This window comes from Paracidovorax avenae ATCC 19860 (assembly GCF_000176855.2).
GTDB classification, from domain to species: domain Bacteria; phylum Pseudomonadota; class Gammaproteobacteria; order Burkholderiales; family Burkholderiaceae_C; genus Paracidovorax; species Paracidovorax avenae.
The window spans coordinates 3,122,198-3,141,741 of the sequence record NC_015138.1; the positions used below are offsets into that span (position 1 = coordinate 3,122,198).

The 19,544-nt window shown below is 66.7% G+C and carries 20 protein-coding genes and 2 tRNA genes; 5 read left to right on the forward strand and 17 right to left on the reverse strand.

Features of this window, described 5'->3' with window-relative positions:
* Positions 1–47 precede the first annotated feature (47 nt).
* From folD to ACAV_RS13665, 3 genes are all read left to right on the forward strand, one after another.
* On the forward strand, positions 48–899 hold the full coding sequence (gene folD, locus ACAV_RS13655; protein WP_013595162.1) for a bifunctional methylenetetrahydrofolate dehydrogenase/methenyltetrahydrofolate cyclohydrolase FolD: 852 nt from the start codon (positions 48–50) through the stop codon (positions 897–899).
* A gap of 79 nt (positions 900–978) precedes the next feature.
* The gene (locus ACAV_RS13660) at positions 979–3,018 is read left to right on the forward strand and encodes a M3 family metallopeptidase (protein WP_013595163.1); all 2,040 of its coding nucleotides are present in this window, start codon (positions 979–981) and stop codon (positions 3,016–3,018) included.
* 28 nt (positions 3,019–3,046) lie between these two features.
* Positions 3,047–3,706: a glutaredoxin family protein gene (locus ACAV_RS13665; RefSeq protein ID WP_013595164.1), complete on the forward strand. Its 660-nt coding sequence runs from the start codon at positions 3,047–3,049 to the stop codon at positions 3,704–3,706.
* Positions 3,707–3,764: 58 nt separating this feature from the next.
* On the opposite strand, the gene rpiA is transcribed toward ACAV_RS13665, so the two are convergent.
* Complete coding sequence (gene rpiA, locus ACAV_RS13670; RefSeq protein WP_013595165.1) at positions 3,765–4,457, reverse strand: ribose-5-phosphate isomerase RpiA; 693 nt, start codon at positions 4,455–4,457, stop codon at positions 3,765–3,767.
* Positions 4,458–4,491: 34 nt separating this feature from the next.
* On the opposite strand from rpiA, the gene ACAV_RS13675 reads away from it, so the two are divergent.
* Entirely contained in the window at positions 4,492–5,571 is a 1,080-nt protein-coding gene (locus ACAV_RS13675; RefSeq protein ID WP_013595166.1) for a quinone-dependent dihydroorotate dehydrogenase, read from the forward strand.
* A gap of 94 nt (positions 5,572–5,665) precedes the next feature.
* Here ACAV_RS13675 and ACAV_RS13680 read toward each other — a convergent pair whose 3' ends face one another.
* From ACAV_RS13680 to uvrB, 16 genes are all read right to left on the reverse strand, one after another.
* The gene (locus ACAV_RS13680; RefSeq protein WP_013595167.1) at positions 5,666–6,025 is read right to left on the reverse strand and encodes a hypothetical protein; all 360 of its coding nucleotides are present in this window, start codon (positions 6,023–6,025) and stop codon (positions 5,666–5,668) included.
* 5 nt (positions 6,026–6,030) lie between these two features.
* On the reverse strand, positions 6,031–6,426 hold the full coding sequence (locus ACAV_RS13685) for a phage holin family protein (protein WP_013595168.1): 396 nt from the start codon (positions 6,424–6,426) through the stop codon (positions 6,031–6,033).
* Between the two features lie 93 nt (positions 6,427–6,519).
* Positions 6,520–6,828 carry an ElaB/YgaM/YqjD family protein gene (locus tag ACAV_RS13690; protein ID WP_013595169.1) on the reverse strand — a complete coding sequence of 103 codons (309 nt, stop codon included), beginning with the start codon at positions 6,826–6,828 and terminating at the stop codon, positions 6,520–6,522.
* Positions 6,829–6,946: 118 nt separating this feature from the next.
* Positions 6,947–8,050: an NAD(P)/FAD-dependent oxidoreductase gene (locus ACAV_RS13695; RefSeq protein WP_013595170.1), complete on the reverse strand. Its 1,104-nt coding sequence runs from the start codon at positions 8,048–8,050 to the stop codon at positions 6,947–6,949.
* Positions 8,047–9,117 (reverse strand): histone deacetylase family protein, encoded by a 1,071-nt coding sequence (locus tag ACAV_RS13700; protein WP_013595171.1) that lies wholly within the window; start codon positions 9,115–9,117, stop codon positions 8,047–8,049. Before ACAV_RS13700 ends, ACAV_RS13695 begins: the two co-directional genes overlap by 4 nt.
* Before the next feature lie 138 nt (positions 9,118–9,255).
* A tRNA-Val gene (locus ACAV_RS13705) sits at positions 9,256–9,330 on the reverse strand.
* 44 nt (positions 9,331–9,374) lie between these two features.
* Positions 9,375–9,449, reverse strand: a tRNA-Val gene (locus ACAV_RS13710).
* 27 nt (positions 9,450–9,476) lie between these two features.
* Positions 9,477–10,208, reverse strand: coding sequence for a DNA polymerase III subunit epsilon (gene dnaQ / locus ACAV_RS13715; RefSeq protein WP_013595172.1), 732 nt, complete (start codon positions 10,206–10,208; stop codon positions 9,477–9,479).
* Between the two features lie 58 nt (positions 10,209–10,266).
* The gene (fdx, locus tag ACAV_RS13720) at positions 10,267–10,605 is read right to left on the reverse strand and encodes an ISC system 2Fe-2S type ferredoxin (protein WP_013595173.1); all 339 of its coding nucleotides are present in this window, start codon (positions 10,603–10,605) and stop codon (positions 10,267–10,269) included.
* A 34-nt stretch (positions 10,606–10,639) separates the two neighbouring features.
* Complete coding sequence (hscA, locus tag ACAV_RS13725) at positions 10,640–12,502, reverse strand: Fe-S protein assembly chaperone HscA (RefSeq protein WP_013595174.1); 1,863 nt, start codon at positions 12,500–12,502, stop codon at positions 10,640–10,642.
* A gap of 110 nt (positions 12,503–12,612) precedes the next feature.
* Complete coding sequence (gene hscB / locus ACAV_RS13730; protein WP_013595175.1) at positions 12,613–13,131, reverse strand: Fe-S protein assembly co-chaperone HscB; 519 nt, start codon at positions 13,129–13,131, stop codon at positions 12,613–12,615.
* 93 nt (positions 13,132–13,224) lie between these two features.
* Positions 13,225–13,548, reverse strand: coding sequence for an iron-sulfur cluster assembly protein IscA (gene iscA, locus ACAV_RS13735; protein ID WP_013595176.1), 324 nt, complete (start codon positions 13,546–13,548; stop codon positions 13,225–13,227).
* A gap of 6 nt (positions 13,549–13,554) precedes the next feature.
* Positions 13,555–13,953 (reverse strand): Fe-S cluster assembly scaffold IscU, encoded by a 399-nt coding sequence (gene iscU / locus ACAV_RS13740; protein ID WP_011795548.1) that lies wholly within the window; start codon positions 13,951–13,953, stop codon positions 13,555–13,557.
* Positions 13,954–13,992: 39 nt separating this feature from the next.
* Positions 13,993–15,213, reverse strand: a complete 1,221-nt coding sequence (locus tag ACAV_RS13745) for an IscS subfamily cysteine desulfurase (RefSeq protein WP_013595177.1) — start codon at positions 15,211–15,213, stop codon at positions 13,993–13,995.
* 96 nt (positions 15,214–15,309) lie between these two features.
* Positions 15,310–15,846, reverse strand: a complete 537-nt coding sequence (gene iscR, locus ACAV_RS13750) for a Fe-S cluster assembly transcriptional regulator IscR (RefSeq protein ID WP_011795546.1) — start codon at positions 15,844–15,846, stop codon at positions 15,310–15,312.
* A 257-nt stretch (positions 15,847–16,103) separates the two neighbouring features.
* Positions 16,104–18,194: an excinuclease ABC subunit UvrB gene (uvrB, locus tag ACAV_RS13755; protein WP_013595178.1), complete on the reverse strand. Its 2,091-nt coding sequence runs from the start codon at positions 18,192–18,194 to the stop codon at positions 16,104–16,106.
* A gap of 104 nt (positions 18,195–18,298) precedes the next feature.
* Between uvrB and ACAV_RS13760 the strand changes: the two genes are divergently transcribed.
* Positions 18,299–19,495: an amino acid aminotransferase gene (locus tag ACAV_RS13760; protein WP_013595179.1), complete on the forward strand. Its 1,197-nt coding sequence runs from the start codon at positions 18,299–18,301 to the stop codon at positions 19,493–19,495.
* Positions 19,496–19,544 lie beyond the last annotated feature (49 nt).

The window sequence follows — 19,544 nt, forward strand, 5'->3', positions numbered from 1 at the left end:
GGCCGGCGGCCTTTTTCACATCCAACGCACCGAAGTCCCCTTCCGCCATGACCGCCCAACTGATCGACGGCAACGCCCTTTCCCGACAACTCCGCGCCGACGTGGCCCGCCGCGCCGCGCTGCTCAAGGAACGCGGCACCACGCCGGGCCTGGCCGTCGTGCTGGTGGGCGACAACCCCGCCAGCCAGGTGTACGTGCGCAACAAGGTCAAGGCCTGCGAGGAAAGCGGCCTGCACTCGGTGCTCGAGAAGTACGACGCCGCGATGACCGAGGCCGAGCTGCTGGCGCGCGTGAACGCGCTGAACAACGATCCGTCCATCCACGGCATCCTGGTGCAGTTGCCCCTGCCGCCCCACATCGACGCCCAGAAGGTCATCGAGGCCATCTCGCCCGCCAAGGACGTGGACGGCTTCCACATCGCCAGCGCCGGTGCCCTCATGACCGGCATGCCCGGCTTCTGGCCCTGCACGCCCTATGGCTGCATGAAGATGCTGGAACACATCGGCTACGACCTGCGCGGCAAGCACGCCGTGGTGATCGGCCGCAGCAACATCGTGGGCAAGCCCATGGCGCTGATGCTGCTGGCCAAGGACGCCACCGTCACCGTGTGCCATTCCCGCACCACTGACCTCAAGGCCCAGACGCTGCAGGCCGACGTGATCGTGGCCGCCGTGGGCCGCCGCAACGTGCTGACGGCCGACATGGTCAAGCCCGGCGCCGTCGTCATCGACGTGGGCATGAACCGCAACGACGAAGGCAAGCTCTGCGGCGACGTGGACTTCGAGGGCGTGCGCGAGGTCGCGGGCCACATCACCCCCGTTCCCGGCGGGGTCGGGCCCATGACCATTACGATGCTGCTCGTGAACACCCTCGAAGCGGCCGAACGCGCAGCCGGCTGACCGGCACTATCGAGCCAAGCTATCGAAGAGATTGCGCACGCCGCTTGAACCCATCGTCCCCGCCGCCATCTGAACGCGCATGAGCAACCCACTCCTCGACTTCCAAGACCTCCCGCTGTTCGACCGTATCGCGCCCGCCGACGTGGCTCCCGCGATGGACGCCCTGCTCTTGCGCGCGAACACCGCCCTGGACACCGTCACGGCCCCGGACTTCCCCGCCACCTGGGAAGCCATCTCGCGCGTGCTGGACGTCGCGATCGAGGAACTGGGCCGGGCGTGGGGTGACGTCAGCCACCTGAACAGCGTCGCCGACACGCCCGAGCTGCGCGCGGCATACAACGAGGTCCTGCCGCGGGTGACGGAGTTCTGGACGCGCCTGGGAGCCGACGAGCGCCTCTACGCGAAGTACAAGGCCATCGACCCGGCCACGCTCAATCCGGAACAGCGCCAGGCCTGGAAGAACGCTGTCCGCAATTTCGTGCTCTCCGGCGCCGAGCTGCAGGGCGAGGCCAAGGAGCGCTTCGCGCAGATCCAGGAGCGGCAGGCGGAACTGTCGCAGAAGTTCAGCGAAAACGCCCTGGACGCCACCGACGCATTCGCCTACTACGCCCGCGAGGATGAACTCGCCGGGCTGCCGGAGGATGTGCGCCAGGCAGCGCTCGCTGCCGCCCAGGCGGACGGCAAGGAAGGCTACAAGCTCACCCTCAAGATGCCCTGCTACCTGCCCGTGATGCAGTTCGCCGAGAGCAGCGCATTGCGCGAAAAGCTCTATCGCGCCTACGTCACCCGGGCCTCGGACCAGGCCGAGGGTGATGCCCGCCGCTTCGACAACTCCGCACTGATCCGCGAAATCCTCGCCCTGCGCCAGGAAGAGGCCCGGCTGCTGGGCTACGCGAATTTCGGCGAGGTGTCCGTCGTCGCCAAGATGGCGGACTCGCCCCGGGAAGTCATCGATTTCCTGCGCGATCTCGCCCGGCGCGCACGGCCCTACGCGGAAAAGGACGTGGCCGACCTGCGCGATTTCGCCGCGAAGCACCTGGGCATCGCCGACCCGCAGTCCTGGGACTGGCCCTACATTTCCGAAAAGCTCAAGGAAGCGCGCTACGCTTTCAGCGAGCAGGAGGTGAAGCAATACTTCACCGCGCCGAAGGTGCTGGCCGGCCTGTTCAAGATCGTCGAGACACTCTTCGACGTGGCCATCCGGCGCGACACCGCTCCGGTCTGGAACCCCGCCGTGGAGTTCTACCGCATCGAGCGCGGAACCGAACTCGTCGGCCAGTTCTACCTGGACCAGCCGGCCCGCACCGGCAAGCGCGGCGGCGCCTGGATGGATGGCGTGCGCACGCGCTGGCTGCGCCCGGACACCGGCCGGCTGCAGACGCCTGTCGCCCACCTGGTCTGCAACTTTGCCGCGGGCGTGGACGGCAAGCCTCCGCTGCTCACGCACGACGACGTGATCACCCTCTTCCACGAATTCGGCCACGGGCTGCACCACATGCTCACGCAGGTGAACGAGCGCGACGTGTCCGGCATCAGCGGCGTCGAGTGGGACGCGGTGGAGCTGCCCAGCCAGTTCATGGAGAACTTCTGCTGGGAGTGGGACGTGCTGCGGCACATGACTGCCCACGTGGACACCGGCGCCCCGTTGCCCCGCGAGCTCTTCGACAAGATGCTGGCCGCCAAGAACTTCCAGAGCGGCATGGCCACGCTGCGGCAGATCGAGTTCGCGCTGTTCGACATGCTGCTGCACACCGAGCACGATCCCTCGCAGGATTTCATGCCCCTGCTCGACCAGGTACGCGAGGAAGTCGCCGTGCTGCAACCCCCGGCCTTCAGCCGCAGCGCGCACACCTTCAGCCATATCTTCGCTGGCGGCTACGCGGCCGGCTACTACAGCTACAAGTGGGCGGAAGTGCTGAGCGCCGACGCCTATGCCGCTTTCGAGGAAACCGCCGGCGCCGACGGCCTGCCGAGCACGGAAACCGGTGCGCGCTACCGCCAGGCCATCCTGGAAGTCGGCGGCAGCCGTCCGGCCATGGAGTCCTTCAAGGCCTTCCGGGGCCGGGCACCGTCCCTGGACGCCCTGCTGCGCCACCAGGGCATGGCCCAGGCCGCCTGACGCCCCACGCCCGAGGAGAAACGCCCCCATGCCCTCCCTGCCCCCCACGGTCCGCCTGGCTGCGCTGTGCCTGGCCAGCGCGGCTGCCGCCCTGCCCGCGGCCGCCCAGAACGTCTATCGCATCGTCGGCCCGGACGGCAAGGTGACGTTCTCCGACCGGGCGCCGGACGCGCAGTCGGGACCGGCGACGATGAACGGCAAGCCCGCCGGTACCTCCGCCAGCGGCCTGCCCTATGAGTTGCAGCAGGTCGCCTCCCGGTTTCCCGTCACCCTCTACACCGGCAACGACTGCGCTCCCTGCACCAGCGCGCGCAATCTGCTGGCAGGCCGCGGCGTGCCCTTCACCGAGCGCACCGTCAATACCAACGAGGATGCAGAGGCCCTGCAGCGCCTGAGCGGGTCCACCACCCTGCCATTCGCCACCATCGGATCGCAGCAGCTCATCGGCTTCTCCGACACCGAGTGGACACAGTACCTCGATGCCGCGGCGTACCCCAAGCAGTCGCAACTACCCCCGAACTACCGGCGCCCGCCCGCAACGCCCCTGGTCAGTGCCAAACCGGCCACGCCGACCCCTGCAGCGCCGCCCGCGGCAGCGCCGCCCGCGGCAGCGCCTGCTCCGGTACAACGTCCAGCCGCGCCGCCACCAGCGCCTTCGCCCGCGAACCCCGCCGGCATCCAGTTCTAGTCCTGGCACGCATCGCTGGCGGCACGCGACGGCATGGCCGTGCCTGCCCGCGACCTCCTCAGTACGTGACGGTCCGGACGCCCTCCGGCGCACCGATCAGCGCCACGTGGGCCTTCTGGTGGGCGAAAACGCCCACGGTCACCACGCCCGGCCACTGGTTGACTTCCGATTCGAACGCCAGCGGATCCTGGATCGACAGCCCCGTCACATCGAGGATGTGCTGCTGGTTGTCGGTGACCAGCGGCTGTCCGTCCGCTCCCCGGCGCAACACGGCCTGGCCGCCCCGCGCGGCGAACCGGCGCGTGATCTGCTGCGCCGCCATGGGAATCACCTCGACCGGCAGCGGGAACCGGCCCAGCGTCTCCACCAGCTTGGACGCATCGGCGATGCACACGAACTGCCTGGCCAGGGCCGCGACGATCTTTTCGCGGGTCAGCGCAGCGCCGCCCCCCTTGACCATGTGGCCCCGCGGATCGATCTCGTCCGCGCCATCGATATAGACGGACAGGGACTCCACCTCATTGGCGTCGAAGACCGGAATGCCCAGCGCACGCAGCCGCTGCGTGCTGGCCTCGGAGCTCGATACCGCGCCCCGGATTTTGTCCTTCATCGGGCCCAGCGCCTGGATGAACTGGTTCACCGTCGAGCCGGTGCCGACGCCGATGATGTCGCCGGGCACCACGTACTTCAGCGCGGCCTGGCCTACCAGGGCCTTGAGTTCATCTTGGGAAAGGGATGCGGGAGTGGTCATGGGAGAGAATCGGAGTGAAGCCCGAATTATCCCCATGTCCCTGATCCCCTACGCCCTCACCCGCCCGTTCCTCTTCGGCATGGATGCCGAAGCCGCCCACGAACTCACCATGGACATGCTGGCACGCGGCCAGCGCACGCCGCTGCAGTGGGCATGGAGCGGCGAACAGGTTTCCGATCCCGTCCAGCTCGCAGGCCTCACCTTCCCCAACCGCGTGGGCCTCGCCGCAGGATTGGACAAGAACGCGCGCTGCATCGACGCGCTGGGTGCCATGGGGTTCGGGTTCGTCGAAGTGGGCACCGTCACCCCGCGCGCCCAACCCGGCAACCCCAAGCCGCGCATGTTCCGCCTGCCCGAAGCCAATGCCCTCATCAACCGCCTCGGCTTCAACAACGAAGGCCTGGACGCATTCCTGCACAACGTGCGGCAATCGAACCACCACACCCGCCCCGGCAGGCGTCCGATGCTCCTGGGCCTCAACATCGGCAAGAACGCCACCACGCCGATCGAAGACGCCACGCGCGACTACCTGCTGTGCCTGGAGGGGGTCTATCCACACGCCGACTACGTCACGGTCAACATCAGCTCCCCCAACACACAAAACCTGCGCGCACTGCAGAGCGATGCAGCCCTGGACGGATTGCTGGGAGCCATCGCCGAGCGGCGGGAGTCACTGGCCAAGCTGCCTGAAAAGGCCACGGGGCGCCCGCGCCGCGTGCCCATCTTCGTGAAGATCGCCCCCGACCTCGCGGAGGAGCAGGTGGCCGTCATCGCATCCACGCTGCAGCGCCACGGCATGGACGGCGTCATCGCCACCAACACCACCATTTCGCGCGATGCGGTACAAGGGCTGCGTCATGCGGAGGAAACCGGCGGCCTCAGCGGCGCGCCGGTGCGGGAATCCAGCAACCGTGTCGTCCGCCAATTGCGCCACGTATTGGGCAAGGACTTCCCGATCATCGGAGTGGGCGGCATCCTCAGCGCCGAAGACGCGGTCGAAAAGATACGCGCGGGCGCCGACGTGGTGCAGATCTATACCGGGCTCATCTACCGGGGCCCCGCCCTGGTACCGCAGGTCGCCAAGGCGCTGCGCGCCATGCCGCGCCCGGCCTGAAAGAAAAGCCGGACCAATCCACCAGTGGCCGTGCGCCCGGCGAGCGGCCTCTACGGCAGATCGAGCGGTTTTGGAGAAGAGCCAGCGGAGCCGCTCAGCGCTTCATTTTCATGATGAGAGGCATCAGCACGCCCGCCCAGCGCATGATGCGGCTGGGGCCCACGGCAGCCGCGGCTCCGGCCGCGGCCACCACGATGATGGGATGCTGCCGCGCGAACCAGATGACCCGCTCGACCAGCGGCGCGTCCGGATCCAGCGGCCGTGGGCCGCCTTCTGCACCCTGCTGGGCGCGCAGTTCCGCAGCCTGCCGCTGCGCGAGACGGCGGCTGTGCAGGCGCTCGCGCTGCAGCGCGATGCGCTCGAGAATCTTGCGTTGTTCGGGAGTGGCGTGCAGATCGCCGAGCGCGGGCCTGAAATCGGTTTCGCCAGGCGTGGAAGCGTGCGGTGCGGACATCGGGATTACAGCCTTTCCTTGATCTGCCGCCAGTCTTCGCGCAGTTCGCGACGCGTGAGCGCGAAAGCGTTGCCAGCCTGCTTTGCGGTCGCCACGAGGCTGACCAGCGTGACCGCCCACAGGGCGAGCCAGGTTCCGGCCACGATCCAGGCGACCATGGCGCGGTCCGGCGAATCCCAGAAATGCACCATGATGGCCAGGGACAACAGGATGAGGGCGATCACGGTCAGGCCTGCAGCAGCCACGACGAGCACCACGATCCAGGCCAGCCGGCGCTTTTCCTCGGCCCATTCCAGGCGGGCCAGATCCCAGCGGTCCTCGGCGGCGATGGCACCTTCGATGGTGGCTGCGCGGATGCGCGCAACCCACCCTTCCAATCCCAGCAGCGCCAACCAATTCATGAGGACCTTTCAATGCAGTGAAGAGGCCGGGTGTTCGGGTGCCCGGCCGAAAAGAGAGATGGCGGCGCCCGGTGCGGCGGGCGCCTGCCCCGCTCAACGCCGGGCGAGCAGGAAGCCGACCAGGGCGCCTGCGGCCAGTGCAGCCGTGGCAACGCGCCAGGGCTCATCGTGCGCATAGCGGTCTGCCACGCGGGCTGCTTCCTTCGCCTGGCTGGCGGCCTCCTGCGCCGCACGGACGGCGGAGTCACGCACCGTGTTCACGCCATCGTCCAGCCGGCGGCGCAGCTGGCGGATTTCCGGAACGCTGTCCAGGTCCTTGTTGGACAGCAGGCCGCGCAGATCGGTGACCAGCTTTTCAAGTTCTTGTTGTGCATTGGAGAAGGTTTCGGATGCAGAGGTCATAAACAAGCCTTTCATAGCAGAACCCAAAGGTAATCCGCCCCTCCCAGGTCGGCTGTAGGCGGATGTCCCATATTACCGGCCACCATGAAGCGCGAAGCCGCAGCCCGCGGCAGAGCCCTCAGCCGCGGGCTGCGGCAGTGACGTATTCCGCGATCGCCAGGCAACTGGTGAGCCCGGGCGATTCGATACCGAACAGATGCACCAGTCCCGGCACGCCATGCTCTCCCGGCCCCTGGATCACGAAGTCCGCAGCCGGCTCATGCGGTCCGTGGATCTTGGGACGCATGCCCGCGTAGGCAGGCTGGAGCGCCCCGTCCTGCAAAGCGGGCCAGTACTTCCGCACCTCTGCATAGAACACCTGGCCACGGGCAGGATCCACGGCCAGATCGTCGCTTTCAGGGACCCACTCCACGTCCGGACCGAACCTGGCCTGCCCTCCCAGATCGAGAGTCAGGTGCACGCCCAGCCCCGCCGCCTCGGGCACGGGATAGACCAGCCGCGAAAACGGAGCCCGGCCGGAAAGCGAGAAGTAGCTTCCCTTGGCGTAATGGGCCACAGGAACCATGTCGTGACGCATGCCCGCGAAGCCGCGGGCGACGGCCGGCGCATGCAGGCCCGCCGCATTGACCACCAAGCGTGTCCGCAGCCGTGTGCCGTCTTCGGTTTCCACGAGGATGCCGTCCGGCCCGCACTGCGCCGCAGCGAAGGCGGCGTTGAGCGCCACGATGCCGCCAGCGTGCTCCAGATCCCCCTGCAGCGACAGCATGAGCGCATGGCTGTCCACGATGCCCGTGCTGGGCGACAGCAGCGCGCCGGCACACGCGAGGGCCGGCTCGAGCGCCACGGCCTCGTCCCGGCCTAGGCGCTGCAGATCTGGCACGCCGTTGGCCCGCGCTCGCGCCGCGATTCCATCGAGCGATGCGAGCTGCAAGGAGGAGGTGGCGACGATGAGCTTGCCGCACCGGCGATGCGGTACCCCGCGCTGCGCGCAGTAGGCATAAAGGAGTTCCTTGCCCCGCACGCACAGCCGCGCCTTGAGCGAGCCCTGTGGATAGTAGATGCCCGCATGGATGACCTCGCTGTTGCGTGAGCTCGTGCCGGTGCCGACGGCCCCCGCGGCCTCCAGCACGATCACCTCCCGGCCCTCCATCGCCAGTGCCCTGGCCACCGCGAGCCCCACCACCCCCGCGCCGATGACCACGCATTCGACCGCGTCGCTCATGGCCGTCCTTCCGGTCCGGCACCGCCCGCCACGCGCTCGAAACCCTGGAGTACGTTGACGGCATTCACACCCAGTTCCGCAGCCGCATATCCGCCTTCGAGCACGAAGACCGTCGGCAGTCCCAGGCCTGCGAGCCTGGCGCCCACTTCGATGAAGTCCGACGACGACAGCGTGAACCGCGAGATGGGGTCGCCCTCGAACGTGTCGAGGCCCAGCGGCACGACCAGCGCCTGCGCCCCGCATTCCACGACACGCGTGCAGGCCCGGTCGAGCGCACCGAGCCAGTCGGGAAAGGCCGTGCCGGCCGGCAGCGGGATATTGAAATTGAAGCCGGCACCGGGTCCCGCGCCGGTTTCGTCGGCATGCCCCAGGTAGAACGGATATTCGGTGCGCGGGTCGCCATGGATGCTGATGCACATCACGTCGGAGCGCTCGTAGAAGATGCTTTGTGTCCCGTTGCCGTGGTGGTAGTCCACATCCAGCACGGCCACGCGGCAGGCGGTGCCGGCATCGAGCAGCCACTGGGCCGCAACGGCCGCGTTGTTGAGAAAGCAGTAGCCGCCCATGAAGTCGGGCCCCGCGTGGTGGCCCGGCGGGCGGGTGCAGCAGAACGCGGCACGCGCTCCAGCAGCCACCGCGGCCGCCGCACTCGCGGCCGCATCGGCGCCCGCCTTGGCTGCCGCCCAGGTGCCTTCGGACAGGGGCGAGCCGTTGTCCATGGAATACAGGCCCAGCCGTGCGACGAAGTTCTCGGGCTCGACATCGTCGCGCAGCGTGCGCACCGGCCAGACAGACGGGAACGGCTGCACGCCGGCATTGCGCGCATCCAGCGACAGCCACTGCGACCACGCGTCCTGCAGGAAGCGAAGGTACCGCGGCGCATGCACACGCGCCAGGACGGCCTGGCTGTCCGTGTCCGGAGCGCGCAACGCGTAGCCCTGCTGGCGCAGCCGGGCTTCCACATAGTCGGCGCGATCGGGCTTTTCGAAACAGGGAACACGCTCGCCCCGGAAGAACTCGTGGACCGGCGCGTGGAGACGGTGCGAGGGGTTGTGGTAGATGATCACGGCAGCCTTGCGTCTGGCAGGAAGAAAGCCGGATTGTGGCCGAGGAGGAGTCCACCGCCGGCGCCGGAGCAACGCCAGCTTGCCAAGCTCGCGCAAAGCAAAAACCCCCTGCAGGCAGGGCCTGCAGGGGGTCTGGAATGGTGGGTGATACATGGATCGAACATGTGACCCCTGCCGTGTGAAGGCAGTGCTCTACCGCTGAGCTAATCACCCTTTCCGGAAAAATCGCCTGCAAGGCAGTCCATCCGGAGCAAAACTGGTGGGTGATACATGGATCGAACATGTGACCCCTGCCGTGTGAAGGCAGTGCTCTACCGCTGAGCTAATCACCCCAGTGCCGTTGTTGCGGCAGCCTATGATTATGGCATAGCTTTCTGGCTGTCAGAAGAAATTTTCCAAATAGTTTTACCACCGCTGGCCTTGTCGATCTGGGCCAGCACTTCGTCATGCGCCGCCAGTTCCTGCTCGCTGGCCAGGAGCACCGGCAGCGTGAAGGCCGAAAGGTCCACGGGCGCAAGGCGCACGGCGGACTCGTCACCCTCCTGCGCGTCGTCGGCGATGAGCAGCGCATCCTGGCCGCGCGTGAGGTTGATGTAGACGTCGGCCAGCAGCTCAGCATCCAGCAGCGCCCCGTGCAGCGTACGACCGGAGTTGTCCACGCCCAGCCGGTCGCACAGCGCGTCCAGCGAGTTGCGCTTGCCCGGGTACATCTCCTTGGCCATCACCAGCGTGTCCGTCACGCTCTCGACATAGCTCGTGAACGCGGGGCGACCCGTCAGCTCCAGCTCCTTGTTCAGGAAGCCCACGTCGAAGGCCGCGTTATGGATGATGATTTCCGCGCCCTGCAGGTACTCCAGGATCTCGTCCACCACCTCGGCGAACTTGGGCTTGTCCTTCAGGAACTCATTGCTGATGCCGTGCACCTTCAGCGCGTCTTCGTGGCTGTCGCGCTCCGGGTTGAAGTACAGGTGCAGGTTGTTGCCGGTCAGCTTGCGGTTCAACAGCTCCACGCATCCCAGTTCGATGATGCGGTCGCCACCTTCCGCGGACAGGCCCGTGGTTTCGGTATCGAGAACGATCTGCCGCGTCATGCCGGGGCTCCTGCACATGCCGCGGCGCCGGCCGGGCGGGATTCAGCCTGGACGTGCATCAGTGGTTCTCCTTGGCATGGTTGATGGTGTACTTCGGAATCTCCACCGTCACGTCCTGCTGCGCAAGGATCGCCTGGCAGGACAGCCGCGACTGCGGCTCGAGCCCCCAGGCGCGGTCGAGCAGGTCTTCCTCCTCTTCCTCGGCCTCGTTGAGCGAGTCGTAGCCCTGCCGCACGATCACATGGCAGGTGGTGCAGGCGCAGCTCATGTCGCAGGCGTGCTCGATCTTGATGCCGTTGTCCAGCAGGGCTTCGCAGATCGAGGTCCCCGCGGGCGCGTTCACCTCCGTGCCGGCAGGACAGTATTCGGGATGGGGCAATATCTTGATGACGGGCATGTCGTGGACTGGCTTGAAAGGATGTTCTGGTGTCTCAGAGGCTCTGGACGCTCTTGCCGGCCAGCGCCTGCTGGATGCCCCGGTTCATGCGCCGGGCAGCGAAAGCTTCCGTCCCCTTGGCGAGGGCCTGGGTCGCGGCATCGATGGCGGAGGCATCTTCGTGCTCGCGCACCGCCTCCAGGGCCTGCACGAGCGCATCGATGGACTGGCGCTCGGCCGCCGGCAGGATATCGCCGTCGGCCTCCAGCGCCGTGCGGGTGGCCATGAGCATCCGGTCCGCCTCCACCCGGGCCTCGACCAGCGCACGGGCGCGCATGTCCTCGCCCGCCGTGGCGAAACCTTCCTGCAGCATGCGCGCGATCTGGTCGTCGGACAGGCCGTAGGATGGCTTGACGTCCACCCGGGCCTCGATGCCGGTGCTCTGCTCGCGCGCGCTCACGCCCAGCAGGCCATCGGCATCCACCGTGAAAGTGACGCGGATGCGCGCCGCTCCTGCCGCCATCGGCGGGATGCCGCGCAGCTCGAAGCGGGCCAGGCTGCGGCAATCCGCGACCAGATCCCGCTCGCCCTGCACCACGTGGATGGCCAGGGCCGTCTGGCCGTCCTTGTACGTGGTGAAATCCTGGGCCTTGGCGGTGGGAATGGTCTCGTTGCGCGAGATGATGCGCTCCACGAGCCCCCCCATCGTCTCGATGCCCAGCGACAGCGGAATCACGTCCAGCAGCAGCATGTCGCCAGCCGGGTCGTTGCCCGCAAGCTGGTGGGCCTGGATGGCGGCTCCCAGGGCGACCACTTCGTCCGGATTCAGGTTGTTCAGGGGCTCGGTGCCGAAGAACGCGGCCACTGCGTGCTGGATCTGCGGCATGCGGGTGGACCCGCCGACCATTACCACGCCCCGGATGTCGTCCCGCTGCAGGCGTGCGTCCCGCAGGGCCCGGCGCACCGCAGCCAGCGTACGCTCCGTCAGCGCCGACGTGATGGCGTCGAAATCACCGCGGAGCACGTCCAGCCGGACCTCGTTGCCGCCGATCCGCGCCGAAAACAGCGCACTCTCCGCGGCCGTCAGCCCTTCCTTGCACGCCCGTGCCGCGATGCGCGCCGCCGCCTTGTCCTGCGCGCTTTCCGCCCGGATGCCCAGCCGCTGCAACGCCCACTCCGCCAGCGCAGCATCGTAGTCGTCGCCACCGAGCGCGGAGTCGCCACCGGTGGCGATCACCTCGAACACCCCCTGCGTCAGGCGCAGGATGGAGATATCGAAGGTTCCACCGCCCAGGTCGTACACCGCATAGACACCCTCGCTGGCGTTGTCCAGGCCGTAGGCAATGGCCGCAGCCGTGGGTTCGTTGATGAGGCGCAGCAGGTTCAGGCCCGCCAGGCGGGCTGCATCCTTGGTCGCCTGCCGCTGTGCATCATCGAAATAGGCCGGCACGGTGATCACCGCGCCGTACAGGTCATCGTCGAAGGTATCTTCGGCGCGGTGGCGCAGTTCGGCCAGGATTTCCGCGCTCACTTCGACGGGGGACTTCACCCCGTCCACGGTTTCCATCGCCACCATGTCGCCGTCCTGGCCGGACACGAAGGCATAGGGCAGGCGCTCGGGATGGTCGATGTCCTTGAGTCCGCGGCCCATGAAACGCTTCACCGATACCAGGGTGTTGGCGGCGTCTTCCGACCGCGCTCCCATGGCGGCATGGCCGATCTGCCGGCGCCCCTGGGGCAGGTAGCGCACCACCGACGGCAGCAGCAACCGGCCCTCGGCATCCGGCAGGCATTCCGCAGTGCCGTTGCGCACGGCGGCGACCAGGGAGTGGGTGGTCCCGAGATCGATACCGACCGCGATGCGACGCTGGTGGGGATTCGGGGACTGGCCGGGTTCGGAAATCTGCAAAAGCGCCATGGTGGTGGTAGAAGGCAAACCGGACGGTAAGGCGCACCATGCGGGGCGGGCCGGACCGGTGAATGGAAAACGCGCGAGACCACGCGGGCCTGCGAAAGGAGCCAAGCGGGCTATTGTTCCAGTTGCTCCCGGCGGCGATCGACGTCGAGTGCAAAGCGCTCAATGAACATAAGGCCTCTGACCTCTCCTGCCGCGGCCGCATGGTCGTGGCGCACGTCGATCAGTTCGGCGCAGCGATCCAGTGCATCGCCACGGGCCTGCTGCACCTCCGCCTCCAGGCGGTCGATGGCGGCTCCGTCAGCAGCCTCGTCGAGTGCTTCGCGCCACTCCATCTGCTGCATCAGGAATGCCGCCGGCATGGCCGTGTTGTCCTCCGCCTGGATGGGTGCGCCATGGAGTTCGCACAGGTAGGCAGCCCTGCGGATCGGATCCTTCAGCCGCTGGTAGGCCTCGTTGATGCGCACGGACCATTGCATGGCCACCCTCTGGGCCGCTGCGCCCTGCGCAGCGAAACGGTCGGGGTGGGCTTCCCGCTGCAGGGCTTTCCAGCGGGCATCGATCGCCGCACGCTCCTGTGTGAAACGCCTGGGCAGGTCGAAAAGCTCGAAATCGTCGGATTGCAGGTTCATGTCAAGAAAAAAACCGCCAGCACACCTGCGATGGCGGTTCGTCATGGTCCATGCCGGGCAACGCCGGCAGAAACGCCCGGAGAGCCGGACGGCTCAGACGCGGAAGCTTTCCCCGCAACCGCAGCGGTCGCGCTCGTTGGGATTGTTGAAGCGAAAACCTTCGTTCAATCCTTCGCGCACGAAATCCAGCTGCGTGCCGTCGATATAGGCCAGGCTCTTCGGGTCGATCAGCACCTTGACGCCGTGGTCCTCGAAGACCACGTCCTCGGGCTCGGGCGCATCGACATACTCCAGCTTGTAGGCCAGGCCGGAGCAACCGGTGGTCTTCACCCCCAGGCGCACGCCCAGGCCCTTGCCCCTGCGGGACAGGTACCGGCTGACGTGCCGCGCTGCGGCTTCCGTGAGAGTGATCGCCATGGCCGGTCAGGCTCCCGCCAGGGCCGAATGCTTGGCCTTGTAGTCCTGCACGGCGGCCTTGATCGCATCCTCAGCGAGGATGGAGCAATGGATCTTGACCGGCGGCAGCGCCAGTTCCTGGGCGATCTCGGCATTCTTGAGGGCCGCGGCCTCGTCCAGCGTCTTGCCCTTGACCCACTCGGTGACCAGGGAAGAGGATGCGATGGCCGAACCGCACCCGTACGTCTTGAAGCGTGCGTCCTCGATCACGCCGGTTTCCGGGTTCACCTTGATCTGCAGCTTCATCACGTCGCCACAGGCGGGGGCGCCCACCATGCCGGTGCCCACGGAATCGTCGCTCTTGTCGAACGAACCCACGTTGCGGGGGTTTTCGTAATGGTCGATGACCTTGTCGGAGTAAGCCATGATTTCTACCTGCCTTTCACTTCTTCGCGGCTGCCGGGATCAGTGGGCAGCCCATTGGATGGAGCTGATGTCCACGCCATCCTTGTACATTTCCCACAGGGGGCTCAGTTCGCGCAGCTTGGCGACGTTGTGGCGAATGGAGGACACCGCGAAATCGATCTCCTCCTCGGTCGTGAACCGGCCGATCGTCATGCGCAGGCTGCTGTGCGCCAGTTCGTCGCTGCGGCCGAGGGCGCGCAGCACGTAGCTGGGCTCGAGGCTCGCCGACGTGCACGCCGAGCCGGACGACACCGCCAGGCCCTTGATGCCCATGATCAGCGACTCGCCTTCGACGTAGTTGAAGCTGATGTTGAGGTTGTGCGGCACCCGGCGCTCGAGATCACCGTTGACGAACACCTGCTCGATGTCGGAAAGGCCGTCCAGCAGCCGCTTCTGCAGCGCGCGGGCCTTCTCCAGATCCTGCGCCATTTCCTCGCGGGCAATGCGGAAGGCCTCGCCCATGCCGACGATCTGGTGCGTCGGCAGGGTGCCCGAGCGCATGCCGCGTTCATGCCCGCCGCCATGCATCTGCGCCTCCAGGCGCACACGGGGCTTGCGGCGCACATAGAGCGCGCCGATACCCTTGGGGCCGTAGGTCTTGTGCGAAGCCAGGCTCATGAGGTCCACCGGCAGCGTCTGCAGGTCGATCTCCACCTTGCCGGTCGCCTGTGCCGCATCGACGTGGAAGATCACCCCCTTTTCACGGCACAGCGCGCCGATCGCGGGAATGTCCTGGATGACGCCGATCTCGTTGTTCACGAACATCACGCTCAGCAGGATGGTGTCGGGACGGATGGCAGCCTTCAGCACTTCGAAGTCGAGCAGGCCGTTTTCCTGGACATCCAGGTAGGTGACCTCGAAGCCCTGGCGCTCCATCTCGCGCATGGTGTCGAGAACGGCCTTGTGCTCCGTCTTGACGGTGATCAGGTGCTTGCCCTTGCCCTTGTAGAACTGGCCCGCGCCCTTGATGGCGAGGTTGTTGGACTCGGTGGCACCGCTGGTCCAGACGATCTCGCGCGGGTCCGCATGGATGAGCGCCGCGACATCGGCACGCGCCTTTTCCACGGCCTCCTCGGCTTCCCAGCCCCACGCATGGCTGCGCGACGCCGGGTTGCCGAAGTGCTCGCGCAACCAGGGGATCATGGCGTCCACCACGCGCGGATCGACCGGCGTCGTGGCTCCATAGTCCAGGTAGATGGGGAAATGCGGTGTCATGTCCATGGCTGGCTCAGTAAATGTCTGGCTGGCGAATCGTGGCGACGGGAGCGGCCCTGGCGGAGCCGGCCCCGGACCCCGGGGTCGCCCGGGCCGTCGGGTTCAGGATTTGGCGAATGCGTTGCCCAGGGCGAACACGGAGTTGGGTGCATTCACGCGGATGGGCTTGACCACCGGCGTCGTGGAAATGGCGCGGCGGACCACCGGCTTGTCCTCGATCTGCACGCCCTTGGCGATCTGGTCGTCCACCAGCTTCTGCAGCGTGACGGAGTCCAGGAACTCGACCATGCGCTGGTTCAGGGAAGCCCACAGCTCGTGCGTCATGCAGCGGCCGGCCTCGCCCAGGCAGTTTTCCTTGCCGCCGCATTGCGTGGCGTCGATGGGCTCGTCCACCGACACGATGATGTCGGCGACGGTGATGTCGGCCGCCTTGCGGGCCAGGGTGTAGCCGCCGCCCGGGCCACGGGTGGATTCGACGAGTTCATGGCGGCGCAGCTTGCCGAAGAGCTGCTCCAGGTACGACAGCGAGATCTGCTGGCGCTGGCTGATGGCCGCCAGCGTGACGGGACCATTGTTCTGGCGGAGGGCCAGGTCGATCATGGCGGTGACCGCGAAACGGCCTTTGGTAGTGAGACGCATCGCAAGCTCCTTTGCTAGCTTGTCCGTTATAGAAATGCCGGAACCCGATGGCAGTGGGCATACCGCAGAGGTTGCCGGCTCGTCTCCGCCCCTACACTCCCGCGCGAAGCCCCGGTGGACGGGGAGCACGGGAGCCCTTCTTCGTGGGCTGTTTTCTTGAGTGTTGCGCCCAAGTATAGCACAAAACCCTATTGTTTTTGTCGGGTAACAAAACCCATCAGTCACCTTTTCGCCCAGGCGGAGCCCTCTCCTTCCGATCAAGCCGCCTGGTCGGCCCCGCTGGCGCCGAAGGCCTGCGCCTTCAGCCGGTTCAGCTGGTCCCGCACCCGGGCGGCCTGTTCGAACTCCAGGTTGCGCGCATGGTCCAGCATCTGCTTTTCCAGCCGCTTGATTTCGCGGGCGACGTCCTTCTCGGACATGTCCTCGACCTGGGCCCTCCGCAGGGCCTCCTGCTCGAGACGTTCGGCCTCCCGGCCGGTCTTCTCGCTGTAGACCCCGTCGATCAGGTCGCGGACCTGCTTGACGATGCTCCGTGGCGTGATCCCCTGGGCTTCGTTGTGTGCGATCTGTTTCGCGCGCCGCCGTTCCGTTTCGCCGATGGCTTTTTTCATGGAATCGGTGATGCGGTCCGCATAGAGGATCGCCTGGCCGTTCAGGTTGCGCGCGGCACGCCCGATGGTCTGGATCAGGCTGCGCTCGGCGCGCAGGAAGCCTTCCTTGTCCGCGTCCAGGATGGCCACCAGGGACACCTCCGGGATGTCCAGCCCCTCGCGCAGCAGGTTGATGCCCACCAGCACATCGAAGGCCCCGAGCCGCAGGTCACGGATGATTTCCACGCGCTCGACGGTGTCGATGTCGGAGTGCAGGTAGCGCACCTTCACGCCGTTGTCGGTCAGGTAATCGGTGAGCTGCTCGGCCATGCGCTTGGTGAGCGTGGTGATCAACACCCGCTCGCTGCGCTCGACGCGCACGCGGATCTCCTGCAGCACGTCGTCCACCTGGTGGGTGGCGGGGCGGACCTCCACGACGGGGTCCACCAGCCCGGTCGGGCGCACCACCTGGTCCACCACTTTGCCGGAGTGGGTCTTCTCGTAGTCGGCCGGAGTGGCCGACACGAAAACGACCTGGCGCATGCGTCGCTCGAATTCCTCGAACTTGAGCGGGCGGTTGTCGAGCGCGGACGGCAGGCGGAAGCCGTACTCCACCAGTGTGGTCTTGCGCGCGCGGTCGCCGTTGAACATCGCCGCGAGCTGACCGATCATCTGGTGGCTCTCGTCCAGGAACATGAGGGCGTCGGGGGGCAGGTAGTCAGTGAGCGTGGGCGGAGGATCGCCCGGTGCGGCGCCGGACAGGTGGCGCGTGTAGTTCTCGATGCCCTTGCAGTGGCCGACCTCGCTGAGCATCTCCAGGTCGAACCGGGTGCGCTGCTCCAGGCGCTGCGCCTCCACCAGCTTGCCCTCGGCCACGAACTGGGCCAGCCGCTCGTTCAGTTCCAGCTTGATGGTCTCGACGGCGGCCAGCACCTTGTCGCGGGGAGTGACGTAGTGGCTGCTGGGGTAGATGGTGAAACGCGGGATCTTCTGGCGGACGCGGCCGGTGAGCGGATCGAACAGCGACAGGGTCTCGATTTCGTCGTCGAACAATTCGATGCGAATGGCCAGTTCGCTGTGCTCTGAAGGAAACACGTCGATGGTGTCGCCGCGCACGCGGAAGGTGCCGCGCGCGAAATCCTGCTCGTTGCGCGTGTATTGCATGCGGATCAGGCGCGAGATCACGTCGCGCTGGCTGATCTCGTCGCCGACGCGCATGATGAAGCGCATCTTGGTGTAGTCCTCCGGCGCCCCGATGCCGTAGATGGCGCTCACCGTGGCCACGATGACCACGTCGCGCCGCTCGAGCACGCTCTTGGTGGCCGACAGCCGCATCTGCTCGATATGCTCGTTGATGGCCGAGTCCTTCTCGATGAAAAGGTCGCGCTGCGGGACGTAGGCTTCGGGCTGGTAATAGTCGTAGTAGCTGACGAAGTACTCGACGGCATTGTTCGGGAAGAACTCCCGGAACTCACTGTAGAGTTGGGCGGCGAGCGTCTTGTTGGGCGCGAACACGATCGCCGGACGGCCGAGCCGCGCGATCACATTCGCCATGGTGAACGTCTTGCCCGAGCCGGTCACGCCCAGCAGCGTCTGGAACACCTCGCCGTCCTGCACGCCCTCGACCAGCTGGTCGATGGCGACGGGCTGGTCGCCTGCCGGCGGATAGGGCTGGTAGAGCTCGAAGGGCGAATCGGGGAAGCGCACGAGGGTGCCTTCGCCTCGCGTCTCCGGCATGGTTTCGATGGGTTTTGGCATGGGCTGGCTCAAGGTGGAGCCCTTAAAATCGGGGCGACCTGGCAGAGTACAACAGGCCCGGTCTCCCGTTCCGACATCCTTCGTCGATACCCCAAGGAAACTCCATGTCTCTCTTCACCGCCGTCGAAATGGCACCGCGCGACCCGATCCTGGGTCTGAACGAGCAGTACGCTGCTGACACCAACCCCAACAAGGTCAACCTGGGGGTGGGCGTGTATTTCGACGACAACGGCAAGCTGCCCCTGCTGCAATGCGTCCAGGCCGCGGAAAAGGCCATGATGGACAAGCCTTCGGCACGCGGCTACCTGCCCATCGACGGTATCGTCGCCTATGACAATGCCGTCAAGTCGCTGGTGTTCGGGGCGGGCAGCGAGCCTGTCACCTCCGGCCGCGTGGCCACCGTGCAGGCCATCGGCGGCACCGGCGGCCTGAAGATCGGCGCCGACTTCCTCAAGAAGGTCAGCCCCGATGCCAAGGTGCTGATCTCCGACCCGAGCTGGGAAAACCACCGCGCGCTGTTCACCAATGCCGGCTTCGTGGTGGATACCTACGCCTACTACGACGCGGCCAAGCGCGGCGTGAACTTCGAAGGCATGCTGGCCAGCCTCAAGGCCGCCACGCCCGGCACCATCGTCGTGCTGCACGCCTGCTGCCACAACCCGACCGGCTACGACATCACGCCCGAGCAGTGGGACCAGGTGGTGGCGGTGGTCAAGGCCCAGGGCCTGACGGCCTTCCTCGACATGGCCTACCAGGGCTTCGGCCACGGCATCCAGGAAGACGGGGCGGTGATCCAGAAGTTCGTGGCTGCCGGCCTGAGCTTCTTCGTCTCCACGTCCTTCTCCAAGAGCTTCAGCCTGTACGGCGAGCGCGTGGGCGGCCTGTCCGTGCTGTGCGCCGACAAAGAAGAGGCCTCCCGCGTGCTGAGCCAGCTGAAGATCGTCATCCGCACCAACTATTCCAACCCGCCCACGCATGGCGGCGCGGTGGTGGCAGCGGTGCTGGGCAACCCCGAACTGCGCGCCCTGTGGGAGAAGGAACTGGGCGAGATGCGCGTGCGCATCAAGGCCATGCGCCAGAAGCTGGTGGACGGCCTCAAGGCCGCCGGCGTGCAGCAGGACATGTCCTTCATCACGCAGCAGATCGGCATGTTCAGCTACTCGGGCCTGTCCAAGGACCAGATGGTGCGCCTGCGCACCGAGTTCGGCGTGTACGGCACCGACACCGGTCGCATGTGCGTGGCTGCGCTCAACAGCAAGAACATCGACTATGTCTGCCAGTCGATCGCCAAGGTGATCTGACCCCGGCTGCGCCCGCCCGCGGGCGCCAGCACGGTCACGAAGCCGCCTC